This window comes from Flavobacterium sp. CLA17, assembly GCF_013112255.2.
GTDB classification, from domain to species: domain Bacteria; phylum Bacteroidota; class Bacteroidia; order Flavobacteriales; family Flavobacteriaceae; genus Flavobacterium; species Flavobacterium circumlabens.
In genome coordinates this window covers 4,765,043-4,777,876 of the sequence record NZ_CP068294.1, presented here as the reverse complement: position 1 = coordinate 4,777,876, position 12,834 = coordinate 4,765,043, and the positions used below count along the sequence as shown (strand labels likewise).

Sequence of the window (12,834 nt, the reverse complement as noted above, 5' to 3'; positions counted from 1 at the left end):
ACAAAAAAAGCTTCAGATTTCTCCGAAGCTTTAATTATTAATCCTAAAAGGACAATCTGTGAACTAATTGAAGCAAGATTTAAAAATAACTGTTGGTTTAACGATGTTGCTTATTCGTATTTTAAATAATGTAAAACATCAACTTTTGTGACCTGATAGGCTTTTGCCAAAACGATGGCAAGTGTCAGCAATAATAAAGACACCAAAGCGATGATAAAAGGCAGCACCGGAATGTCGATTCGGAAAGCAAAATTTTCGAGCCATTTTTGTAATAACAGATAGGCCGGAATAATTCCGATCACAAAACCAATCAGACAATAGAGCACATATTGTCCGGACAATTCGCGGAGTAAAACAGAGGTTTCTGCACCTAGTGTTTTCCGGATGGCGATCTCGCGTAATCTTCTTTCCATTGAAAAAGACGCTAAAGCAAATAATCCGAAAACGGCAATCAGAATAACGATTACATTTAAGAGCGCAAATAAGTCTCTCTGGTCTTCGTATTTTTTATACGTTCTGGCGAAGTTTTTATCTACAAAATTATACTCAAATGGATAATCGGGATCTACTTTTTCGGACCAGAATTTATTCAGATCAGCAATAGTCTGAGATACATTCCGGGACGAGATCTTAATAAAAACATGGTGTACATCATCTTTAATTTCACTCACATTTTTTGTCGTCAGATGATAGAAAATCATGGGCGATATATCACTCTCCAGTCCAAAATAATTAAAGTCTTTCACAACACCTACTATTTTGAATTTTCGATCTCTCCAGTCAATCATTTTGTTCATTGGCTGTTTTTCGCCGATTGCCTTAAGAGCAGATTCGTTCAGTAAGACAGAAGAAATCGTATCAGAAGAAAAGGCAGGACTCAGGCCTCTTCCTTTGCTTAGTTTTATACCTAAAACATCCAGCGTTCCAAAATCAATTCCCATTTCCTGAATCATGATTGCCTTACTGTTTTTATACGTAAAACTGGACCACGAATTGTCACGCGTTCCCATAGAGAATAAGGCTCCCGAAACGGCTTCAACACCCTTAATTTTAAGAGCTTCCTGTTGTACTGTTTTATATCTTTCGTATGGACTGATTCCTTTTTTTGCTTTAAAAACAATGTCCAGAACCTGCGCTCCTTTAAAACCTAAGTCTTTGGCGGCCATATAATTTACCTGTTTGTAGACGATAAAAGATCCGGTGATAAAAAAGGCGGCTATTGCAAATTGTAAAATCAGCATTCCGTTGCGCAGCCAGATTCCTTTTTTACTGCGGGAAAAATTTCCTTTCAGCACTTTTAAAACTTCAAAATTGGAAACATATACCGCCGGCAAAACTCCGGAAACAAAAATGACTATCAGGGAAATCAGTATTAACTGAATGTAAAACTGAGCCCCAATCAGCAATAGGTTTTTATTTAAAAAAGAATTGTAATAAGGAAGTACAATTTCGACAACTACCAAGGCCAGCAGCACAGAAAAAAAAGTAAGTAAGGCCGTTTCAAATACAAACTGAGCGATAATTTGTCCTTTTCCAGCGCCGGTAATCTTTCTTACACCTACTTCTTTAGCTCTTTTTATGGCATTGGCCGTAGCCAGATTGATATAATTTACTATAGAAAGCAACAAGATTAAGATTGATAAACCCATTGAAATCAGGAGAAACTGCCTATTTCCGTTTTCTTCCGGGAAAATATAATTTCCGTTATAAAGTCTTGCTTCCGGTAAAGGCAATAAAACAGCTTTAATAAGATCTCCATACGTTTTTACATATTCTTCAAGAGATAATCCGGCTTCTTTTGCCTGTACTTTGGCATTGTTCTCAATATAAATATCATCCAGGATCTTGATGATCGAGGCAGTTGCTTTCGGATTTTTTATTTTTAGCATTAATCCATAACTATAGCCCCATTGTCCTTTGTTTTTTTCTAATTCATCTTCAATGGTGCTTGTAACCGCTTCGGGCATCACGGAAGATTTTTCAGTGATTTGATAGACACCCCGAACCGTAAAGAGCCGATCGAGATGTTTTACGAGTTTGCCCATCGGGTTTTCATTTCCGAATAAACGCAAAGCAGTTTCCTCAGAAAGGGCAATGCTGCTGTTATCCTGAATGGCGGTTTTTCCATTTCCGTAAATAAATTTGAAAGGGAAGAAGGAGAAAAAATTACGCTGCGCTGAAAAGATCTTATTGACTAATTCTTTTTTTCCGTTATAGATTATTGTTTCTTTAGCATAATTGGTAGTAAAGTAACAGTAACTTTCTAAATCAGAAGAAATTGCTTTTAGGGCTGGTGCCGTTGCCGTTGGATTTACTGTCCAGATGCTTCCGCCTCCCATATCATTTAAGACAGCATATACGTTGTCTTTTTCAGGATTCCACTGGTCGTAGGAGTGCTCTTCATTCCAATACAGAATGGCAAAAATTAAGGTGGAAATTCCAATACTCAGGCCCAAAACATTCAAAGCGGTAAACAGCTTGTTGTTTTTGGTGTGGTAAATAAAAACGTTTATCCAATTTTTCAACATGATCCTAGTGGTTAGAATTGGTTACCAAAACATCTACATTTCTATGATTCAGTTTTTCAGAAAGAATAATTCCGTCTTTCATTAAAATTGTTTTTTGAGAAAAAGAAGCATCATAGTCAGAGTGCGTTACCATCAAAATCGTAGCGCCGTTGGCATGCAGATTCGTTAGTAATTCCATTACTTCGTTTCCGTTTTTACTGTCCAGGTTTCCCGTAGGTTCATCGGCAAGAATTATTTTCGGATCATTGATCAGGGCTCTGGCCACCGCGACACGCTGTTGTTGTCCTCCGGAAAGTTGTTGCGGATAATGTTTCAGCCGGTGTGCAATATTTAATTTGGTTGCAATTTCATGCACTTTTGTTTTTCTTTCCGAAGAAGGAACATTATTGTAAATCAGTGGCAATTCGATATTGTCATAAACCGATAATTCATCAATTAAATTGAAATTCTGAAAAATAAATCCAATGTTCTCTTTTCTGGCTTTCGATTTCAATTTCTCCTTTAATCCGATCATTTCCCGGCCAAGCAACAAATAACTGCCAGCTGAAGCGCTGTCCAATAATCCGACAATATTTAATAAAGTGGATTTTCCGCTTCCGGACGGACCCATAATTGAAACAAAATCACCCTGATTAATCGTTAATGAAATTTCTGCTAATGCGTTGGTTTCGATTTCTTCTGTTCTGAAAATTTTGGAAAGTTTTTTAATAGTGATCATAATTGCTGTTTTTTGATTGGATTGATTTCGTAATAATCTTAGTTTTCGAAGTAAAAGAACCATGTCTGAAAATTAAGATAATTAACCATGTTTTAAAGCTATTTATTTTGTTATTTTTACTTTTGAAAGGGGTTAATAATGAATGATTTATCAGCTCTAATGTGATTTTCGTGCCAGAAATTTAAATAGCGTAACTAACTTATTTTTAAAGTTTTAGTATTTGAAAAAAAGAGCCACTGTCCATAATTGGACACCTTTAGTCCAAAACCGAACAAAAATGAAAAAGACCAACGCTTCAATATTAATCATAGACGATCAGGAAGACATCCTTTTTGCGTCGAAATTGTATCTGAAAAAGTATTTTGAGACCATTTATATGCTCAATAATCCCAAAAACATCGTCGAATTACTGGCCAAAAATACCATTGATGTTGTTTTGCTCGACATGAATTACAGGATTGGTTTTGAGGACGGAAAAGAGGGTTTGTATCTATTGAAGGAAATAAAAACACTTTCGCCAAAAACCGTTGTTATTTTAATGACCGCTTTCGGAAAAGTCGAAACTGCCGTTGAAGGCCTGAAAAACGGTGCGTTTGATTATATTCTAAAACCCTGGGAAAATATAAAATTGCTGGAATCGGTGAAACAAGCCGTTGATAAAAGCCGTAAAGAGCAGAAAAAGGAGAGGAATACTGAAATTAAGGATGAGTTTTTTACAGGTCATTCTCCCATTATAAAAAAAGCCTATTCACTGGCAGACAAAGTAGCCAAAACCGATGCCAACGTTTTAATACTGGGTGAAAACGGAACGGGAAAATTTGTACTGGCCCATCATATTTACAGCCAGTCAGAACGAAAAAACCAGCCTTTTATCGCAGTTGATTTAGGTTCTTTGAATACCAATATTTTCGAAAGCGAATTGTTCGGTTATGCCAAAGGTGCTTTTACAGATGCCAAAACCGATACACCAGGACGCTTTGAAATGGCGCAGAACGGTACTATTTTTTTGGATGAAATCGGGAATGTTCCGCTACATCTGCAATCCAAACTACTGCAGGTGATTCAAAGTAAAACGGTAACCAGACTGGGCGAATCAAAACCAAGGTCTTTGAATGTCCGAATCATAACCGCGACAAATTTAAACCTGAAACTGGAAGTGGCAGATAAAAATTTCAGGGAAGATTTGTATTACCGCATCAATACGATGGAAATTGTGCTGCCTCCCTTACGCGAGCGAAACGAAGATAAAATTCCATTAGCGGAATATCTTCTTTCAAAAATGATCGAAAAATACGGAAGGGACGAAATTACTTTTGCGCATAAAGTACGCGAACAAATTGAAAAGCACGCCTGGAACGGAAACATCCGTGAAATGGAAAACAAAATAGAACGGGCGGTTATTCTCTGTGAAAATAATATCATTACAATTACAGATCTGGATTTGGAGCAGATCACGGAATATGAAGACAATCCGGATGACATTCAGCTTTCTGCTGTCGAGAAAGCAACCGTAGAAAGAGCCTTATTAAAAAACAACAATAATATCAGCAAAACGGCCGAAGAACTGGGATTGTCACGAGGTTCGTTGTACCGCCGTTTAGAAAAATATAACATCAGCACGAACTAATATGCTCAAATCGTTAAAAACATACAACCTTATTTTCCTGAGACTGCTTTTGATTCTGGCGGGGATTGAATTTTCGCTTTACCTGCACAAAATCAAATTTGTTTTTGCGCCTGTTTTTGGTTTTCTGATTGTTCTCTTTCTGCTCATTGAATTGTATTTTTATGTAAGGAGCCTTATTATGGTGTATGACAAAACCATTTCTTCGATCATACAAAACGATTTCACCTCGGATTTTTCCAGATATCAGTCGAATCAGAATGATCTCTTTAAGCTCTATGACATCTTAAAAAACAAACAGAACGAACAGGTTTCGCGAGATATTATTTATACGTCGATTTTAAACAATATTGAGACCGGAATTATTATTCTGAGAAAAGAAGACAACGAATGGAATGTTTTTTTGATGAACGATTATTTCTCGAAACATTTTGATGTGCCAAAAGTTTCCAAATGGAAATTGCTTAAAAGCCAGCTGCCGTCTTTATGTGAAGTCATCGAGGAACAGGATTTTCAGGAAATCAAAACGTCATTAGAAATCCGTGTCAATGAGCGAAATGCGCAGACATTCGTCATGCAGACCTCAAGAACAGAAATCTGCGAATTGGATTATTTCATCGTTTTGCTGGATTCCATTCAGAATGTAGTCGAGAAAAAAGAAAAAGAAGCCTGGGTCAATTTGATGAAAGTAATTTCCCATGAGCTTTTAAATTCTATCACGCCCATTCGTTCGATTTCCCAAAACCTGCAGGAACTGGTCGAACAGGATTCGATTTCATCCGATGATCTGGAAGACATCAAAGAAGGTGTCGGAACGATGCTGAGGCGAAGTGATCTCCTGCAGAAATTTGTAGAAGGGTACCGGAAATTAGCCATGCTGCCTTCACCCAAAAAAGAAAAAATAGAACTGGGGAAACTCATTGAGAACTGTTTTCAGGTCATGAATCCGTTATTCAAAAACAAACAGATAAAAGTCCTTAATACCATTTCATTTGATCATTTGCTTCTGGTCGACCATCAGCAAATCGAGCAGGTGCTGATTAATCTTTTAACCAATTCCATGCATGCTTTGGAAGACCGGGAAGACAAACAAATTGTAATTGCTGCTGAAGTCAGAGAAAACAGGTTATTCATAAAAATTACCGATAACGGAAACGGAATTGATGCTGAGATCGAAAATAAAATATTCCTTCCGTTTTTCACAACCCGAAAAGAAGGTGCCGGAATTGGCTTAACGCTTTCCAAAAGTATCATTGAAGCGCATGGCGGTTATCTTGATTTTAGAAATCACGAGGATAAAACGACTTTTGTGATTTGTCTGATTGAAGGCTGATTTTATGTATATTACTAGTACAGTTTGTCATTTCGACGCAGGAGAAATCACATTCGTAATTCAGTAAAGAATGTCGCCAATCTTTGTCGATCTGCTTGTGTGATTTCTCCTGCGTCGAAATGACAATGTTGCGGATATTTTATTCTGGACAAAAAGCTACCGATTTCTTTGAAGCTTCGATCTTTTTCTGATTAAAAAAAACGCATTAAGCCCTGCTCACATCATTTTCCCTTCTTTCGCATATTCCTTTTTAATGCCCTGAATAAGGTGATGGAGATTAATACTTTCGTTTTCGTCTTCTAATGTTCGCAGGCAGGCGTATTGAATGATGTTGACAATATTCGCACCGGTAATGTCGTATTTTTTTGAAAGTTCGTTAAGATTGACGTCTTCAGCAATTTTAATTCCTTTAGGCAGGTTGTTCTCCCAAAGCTGTAAACGTTCTCCGGACGAAGGTACTTCAAACTCTATGATAGACTGAAATCTTCGGGTAAAAGCCGTATCAATATTCGTTTTAAAATTGGAAGCCAGAATAACCAGTCCGGGATGATTTTCGATACGCTGCAGCAAATACGAAACTTCCTGATTGGCGTATTTATCGTGTGCGTCCCTGACGTTGGTTCTTTTTCCGAAAACGGCATCGGCTTCATCAAAAAAGAGAATCCAGTCTTTGTCAGCCGCTTTGTCAAAAAGAGAAGAAAGGTTTTTCTCGGTTTCCCCGATGTATTTCGAAATCACCATAGACAAATCAATTCGGTACACGTCTCTTTTGGTATATTTTCCCAACAGGGAAGCCGTAAGCGTTTTTCCGGTTCCCGGTGCGCCGTAAAACATGACTCTGAAACCCGGTTTTATCTTGGCTTTCATGTTCCATTCGTGAAGCAGAATCTCGTTGAATTTGAGCCAGGTTTCGATTTCCCTGATGTTATTTAGCGTAGTAGTATTGAGCACCAAATCGTCCCATTCCAGTGAAGTTTCTATTAATTGTGCCGGAAAGACACTGCTGAGCTGCGGTTTTAAAATTTTTCCGGTGATGAATTTTTCGATGTATTCGTCTTCTAAAATCAGCAGACCGCTCAGTTTCGGCTCGCCATTCGGAACGGAATCTATTTTGATGATTCCTTTATGGTAAAGAAAGGACTGATTGTGCAGGTAATTATAGAACAGAATTCGGTTGTCCAGATCATTTCCGCCCACTAAAAACTGAGCCGTTTCACCAGTTGGTAAAATGCCGCGGTGGTTCTTCGTTTTGATGCCGCCAAATTCAGGCAATTCGCCGCCATTAGGTAAATATTCGGCAATAACCGAACTCAGGAAATCCGGTTTTACGTGTGGAGCAAGCGCCAGTCCCAATAAAAGAATATCGATTTCAGTCAGATTGTTTTCAATGATGAACTCGTTGATAAATCCGGTTGAATCGATTTGATTCAAAACCGGTTTTTCCATTGGGTTTTCGACCTGAAAAAGGGTGTCCAGCTGAAATGCGAATTGGTTTTTTAAGTAAGTGAATACATTTTCCATTTTATACTACTAAGGATTCGATTGAAAAAAAATCTATTTTGGATTGTTTATAGTTTCTGATTCTGTTCATAACGGCATTTCCGTTTTGGGAACCAGCAGCATTGGTATTGCCTTCAATAGTCTCAATTATATCACCATGAACGGCAGTTACAATTCCGGTATGAAACCAGTCGTTTGTTGTTTTCTGAATCAGAAATACATCTGCAGGTTTTATTAAAGCCGGATTCGTTCTTGCCACCTGATAACGGGTCAATAGTTTTTTCTGAATCCCGGTTGTACCAACAGTGTCGCAGCTGTAAGTTAACGGCATCAGGGTTTTGAAGTTTTTTCTCTGAACAGAAGCCGCCTGATCAATGATGGCCTGAACAAATCCCATGCACCAGAACCATTCGGTTCCTTCATGACCATCCATATAACTTCGCACCCACGGACCCGTATTACTCTGATTGTTGATTACAAGTTCAAAAGGATGATTTTTAAGATGGCTTTTGGCTGTATTTAGAACTAATTCTCTCAAATTAGTACCTGAAACAGGATCTTCAAAAGCTTTTTTGAGTGGTGTAACAAGTATATCAAATACCTTTTGATCTACACTGCCGGTTTGGGATAAGCCATTAAATTTCTGAAAATTCAGCACGGCTTTTTCTGTTGCAGGTCCAAAATCACCATCGATACCCGTTGCGGTTCCGGAGCCTGGATTTTGCAAGGCAAATAAGTTAAGCCAGGACTGAATTTTTTCAACGTCTTTTTTGTTATTATTGATGCCTTTTCTTTGTTGATCGGCTTTAATAAGCAGTTCTTTTTGGTAGAATGTTTTTTGCATGGCTAAAGTTTTTTAAGGTTATAAAAGTTGCTTATAATGGTTTGTTTAGAATTTGAAAAAGTATTATGTTGAAAGATGTATTGTTTTTGGAACGATATATTGTTCGGTCGCTACTTCATTTTATTAAAATTTCATTTTCCAATTTTTTCTTGTTAGTAATTGAATCAAGCCTTGTTCACCTCCACTTATATTAGCTGAATTTACTGTAACGATTCTTATAATCTCTCCAGCATCATTTAGTTCAACAACCCCTAAAGAGACCACGTTTGGGTTTCCTTCTTTTTGATATATATATTCTAATATACGAGGTTCGTCAGGACCTGCACTTCTCTCTAATGGTCTGCCTATCCAATCTCCAACTTCTTTTTCATAAAAAATCTGAGCATATTGAGAAAGAGTTTCCCGTTGATTACCTTCTTCATCAGGACCGAGATTTACACCTCTGTTTCTCATGCTACTTCCTTGAGGACTGCTCCATGCGGCGGCAGTTGACTGATTCATATTAAGCTTGTTTGTCAAAAACGTAATAGGATCCATTCCTGCGCTTTGAGGTCTGGCATGAGCAATTAACAATTGTCTGAATTCACTGGTGTTTATTATATTTTTTCCTTTTAGCTCATTAAAAAATAAAATCGCCTGTGGCATATCCATTTTTAATTGTCGCAGAACTTGAAGCAATCTGGCATCACTAACTGCAGGAGCTATTTCAGCTGTTGTTTCTTCGTCTAAAAAATTCAGTCGTATTTTAGTTCCTTCAAAAACCACTTCAAGAGTTGCACCATCGCTAACAATTTCTTCTTTTCTTGGACCATTTTCTTCTTCTGCTTTTTGAACAATGTTATAATTCCAGTTCTGTCCTCCATCAACTACTTGTATAGAATTTACTAAAGTGTTATTTCTAGTTGCTACATTTTGTGCCACTTCCTGAGCTTCTTCTCTTTTGATTCCTCCATTTGTTAAACGCGATTGTTCTTCCTGATGAAGGTTTTGTTTCACAACTGCAAGACTGTCTGTATCACCATTCCCCATCAACCTATCCAACATATTCATTCCCGTATCCACAGCCTTATTCACTAACCAGGTCAGTGCTTCATCAACCATTTGACGAACCGAAACAATCATCTCGCCAACCCTTGCGCCAATTCCGGAAAGTCCGACCTGATTGGCCAGGAACCCGATTACAATTGGCATCGCCTGACCCATGGTTCTTTCGAGATAATTGGCGGCGGTAGTTACATTTCCCTGGGCGATATCGGCCACACCGTTGACAAATGAATTGACCACTTCCAGCATTTCACGCAGGTATTTTATAAAACTCTGAATCGCACTGTATAAAGCCATTGCCCCGTTGATCACCGCCATAATCCCGGTTGGGTCTAACATGCTCAGCAGTCGCGCAGTGATGCGGTTGACGATGCGTTCCATGATAAAGTTTTTCACGGCATCAAGAACGGTATTCCATAAATTACTGAGCTGTTCCTGAATTTTATCCCAAATCGCCGCCATACCGCGCTCCTGAACATCTTTGATGAAGGTCCAGATGCCTTCAAGCGTATTGATCATTCCACGGATTCGGGCTACACGGGCAGGACCAATTCTGGGATGGGCAGCCAGTTTCTCCCATATTTTTTCCATGGAGATTCCCAGCACTTCCAGTACCCATGAAATCACTCCTTTTAAAGTAAAATCGGTTAAAACCGGAATATTGGCATCTTTCAATTCACTCATTAACCAGCCGGTAACACCGTCGATTAAATGGGTTACAATATTGTCAAAGAACTGAACAAATCCCTGTTTGATGGCACGCAGTATATTTTTAAGGAAACCAATCGGATCTTTTTTGATGTCATCGATTGCCTGCATGGCCCGGGTTATGATATTTCCGATGAGGTCGAATGGGAAATTCATGATCTCGAGTATGGCCACAATCACAATTCGCACGATTTCTGCCACAAAAGCAATAAGGCGTCCTATAGGTTCTCCGAATTTTTCAATAATACGGACAAAGGCATCAAGAGGATGAATAAGATCATCGATTGTAAACGAGTTCCAGAGATCGGTAAAGAGCTGAATAATAGCGGCAGGCGTCATGTTTAAAGTCGCAACAGCTGCTTCAATCTCGCCTGCAATTCGGGCTATGGCGCCCGTTTCAACCATTTGTGCATATTGTTCTTCGCCACCGTCCATCAGGCTCATAAAACCTCTGATGAGATTTGGAATGGATCGCTCAACCGTTTCGTTGGTGAAAGGATCCCGTCCTATAATTACTTTTACCAGGGAGTAACCTCTTACGGTAGCCGCCTGAGAAGACAGCCATCCTAATAAGGACTCTTTAACAAGTTCTAATACTTTGAGTGCCACACCTACAGCAAAATCCCAAACTCTTTGCAGGAATCCTCCCGCCTGAGCTGCAAGCGCCGAGAGATTATCGGCAATGTTGGCCAGATTGGAAGGCTGAATAGCATCCCAGGCTGAAGTGATAAGTCCGCGAAGTTCCCCCAACAACGAAGTAAAAGTTCCGACCTGAGTGTCCAGCCAGTCGGCTGTTTTTTGAAGCGTGCCTTTTTCACGCATTTGTTCCAGTTCGGTTTGCTTGTCGATCAGGATTAAGAAATCTTCTAATATTTCTACCGTTGTGGCATTTACTTCTTCGTCTCGTAACGGATCGTATTTGATTATTTTTTTGATTAATGACCAGGCCTTGTTTTCTGCCAGTATAGGTTCTGCCACACCAATCAATGCTTCTTTTATCCAGGTGATTACCTGATCTACTGTGGCACTTACAAAAGAAGTTATTCTGTTTACTAATTCGTTGAATTTTTCAGTAACCAAATCAATGATATCGGTGTAAGGAAAGGATACTTCGTCCCAGACTTCTTCAACCAGATCTAAAATACTGTCGATGGTTAATCCGAGTTCACCTAATTTTCCTTCAACCCAGTCAAAAACCTGTTGCAGTATTCCATATTCCTGAAGTTTGTCGAATATGGCTGTTCCAAAAGGAACAAGTCCCATTAATCCTTCTACCAGGTTAATAGGGGTTCGTTCTACATCCACCTCGCGTAAGGGATCATAACCGATAATAACGGTGAAAAGCGTGTAACCGGGAATGTGTCGTGCTTCATTGATGATCCAGTCGGGAACTAAATCCAGGAACGAACCCTGAATCATTTCGGGAGCAGGGGAGATCGTCGGCTCCGGTTTTTTTCTAATGGCTGCCCCTTGCTGAACCGTATGGGTTAATTCGTGCGCAAGCAGGTGCTTGCCCGATTGTGAATTGGGATTGTATTTTCCTTCGTTAAAATAAATATTGTTTCCGGTGGCAAAGGCCTGCGCGCCCAATTGCTTGTTCATCTGAACGGCGGAGGAGTCATTGTGAATGCGGACATTGCTGAAATCGGCTCCAATACCGGATTCCATTTCGGTTTTTACTTTTCCGGACAGGGGAGAACCGCCGCCTTTACTGCTGTTTAAAGTGCTTTCAAGATTAGAAGTGTCAGAAGGGTTGGCATCTGCCCCCGCACTCATCTGAAGTTCTTTTTCGTCGTCTTTGGCCTGGATTTCCTCTTCTTCTTTGGCCTGGATTTCTTTTTCCGGTTTTGGCTGGATCACTGCTTTAGCGGCTACAGTATTAGTACTGTTTTCTGCTTTTGGCTGTACTACGGGCGGAGTTACAGTTTCTGCCAATGGCTTTTGCTGTATTTCTGTCTTTTTTTCGTCTTTGGATTTCTCGTCTTTTTTCTGAACCTCTTCTTCCGTTTTAGTCTGGATTTCAGGTTTAAGTTCCACTTTTTTTGTGGGAACCGTTTCTGTTTTTTTGACTTCCTTTTTGTTTTGTGGCGGCTCTTCTTTTTGCTGAACCTTATTTTCAGGTTTATTCTGAATTACTGTTTTTGGTTTGGAAAAATCTGTATTGATTTCACGCTTTTCCGGTTTTTTAGCATCCAGCTTGTTCTGGATTGGATTCTCTTTTAGCTGGACCACCGGAGTGATGGTTTCGGCTACTGTTTTTTGCTGAATTTCCTGGTTTTGATCTTCTTGTTTTTGTACCTCTTCGGCCAGTTTCTTTTGGACTACTGATGAAGGGGAAAAGAAGGTTTCCGTATTTGCCGTTTTTTTATTGGCGATTACATGGTCTGCTACCCGGTCGGCCTCGGCCTCATGTTTGTCGTTGGATTTTCCGATATTTAATTTTGCCTGTACCCCAAAAAAAGAGTCCGGCCCCTTATCCTGATGAGAGGAGGAGTGCGGAGAACTTGCTTTTGTTTTGGGTGAAAAGGATGACAT

7 protein-coding genes are annotated in these 12,834 nt (G+C 39.3%); 2 read left to right on the top strand and 5 right to left on the bottom strand.

All coding sequences use genetic code 11. The features are described 5' to 3' along the window. Positions 1-110 precede the first annotated feature (110 nt). Both HAV12_RS19585 and HAV12_RS19580 read right to left on the bottom strand, forming a co-directional pair. Positions 111-2,528, bottom strand: coding sequence for an ABC transporter permease (locus HAV12_RS19585; protein WP_171571114.1), 2,418 nt, complete (start codon positions 2,526-2,528; stop codon positions 111-113). Between the two features lie 4 nt (positions 2,529-2,532). Further along, positions 2,533-3,246: an ABC transporter ATP-binding protein gene (locus tag HAV12_RS19580; protein ID WP_171571113.1), complete on the bottom strand. Its 714-nt coding sequence runs from the start codon at positions 3,244-3,246 to the stop codon at positions 2,533-2,535. Positions 3,247-3,523: 277 nt separating this feature from the next. Here HAV12_RS19580 and HAV12_RS19575 point away from each other — a divergent pair, with 277 nt between their 5' ends. Continuing rightward, positions 3,524-4,873 (top strand): sigma-54 dependent transcriptional regulator, encoded by a 1,350-nt coding sequence (locus tag HAV12_RS19575; RefSeq protein ID WP_171571112.1) that lies wholly within the window; start codon positions 3,524-3,526, stop codon positions 4,871-4,873. Position 4,874: 1 nt separating this feature from the next. Beyond that, positions 4,875-6,203: a PAS domain-containing sensor histidine kinase gene (locus HAV12_RS19570; protein ID WP_171571111.1), complete on the top strand. Its 1,329-nt coding sequence runs from the start codon at positions 4,875-4,877 to the stop codon at positions 6,201-6,203. 216 nt (positions 6,204-6,419) lie between these two features. On the opposite strand, the gene HAV12_RS19565 is transcribed toward HAV12_RS19570, so the two are convergent. The 3 genes from HAV12_RS19565 to HAV12_RS19555 form a co-directional block, all read right to left on the bottom strand. Next, positions 6,420-7,724, bottom strand: a complete 1,305-nt coding sequence (locus HAV12_RS19565; protein WP_171571110.1) for an ATP-binding protein — start codon at positions 7,722-7,724, stop codon at positions 6,420-6,422. 1 nt (position 7,725) lies between these two features. Continuing rightward, positions 7,726-8,547 (bottom strand): peptidoglycan-binding protein, encoded by an 822-nt coding sequence (locus tag HAV12_RS19560; protein WP_171571109.1) that lies wholly within the window; start codon positions 8,545-8,547, stop codon positions 7,726-7,728. A 123-nt stretch (positions 8,548-8,670) separates the two neighbouring features. Beyond that, entirely contained in the window at positions 8,671-12,834 is a 4,164-nt protein-coding gene (locus HAV12_RS19555; RefSeq protein ID WP_240345196.1) for a DUF4157 domain-containing protein, read from the bottom strand.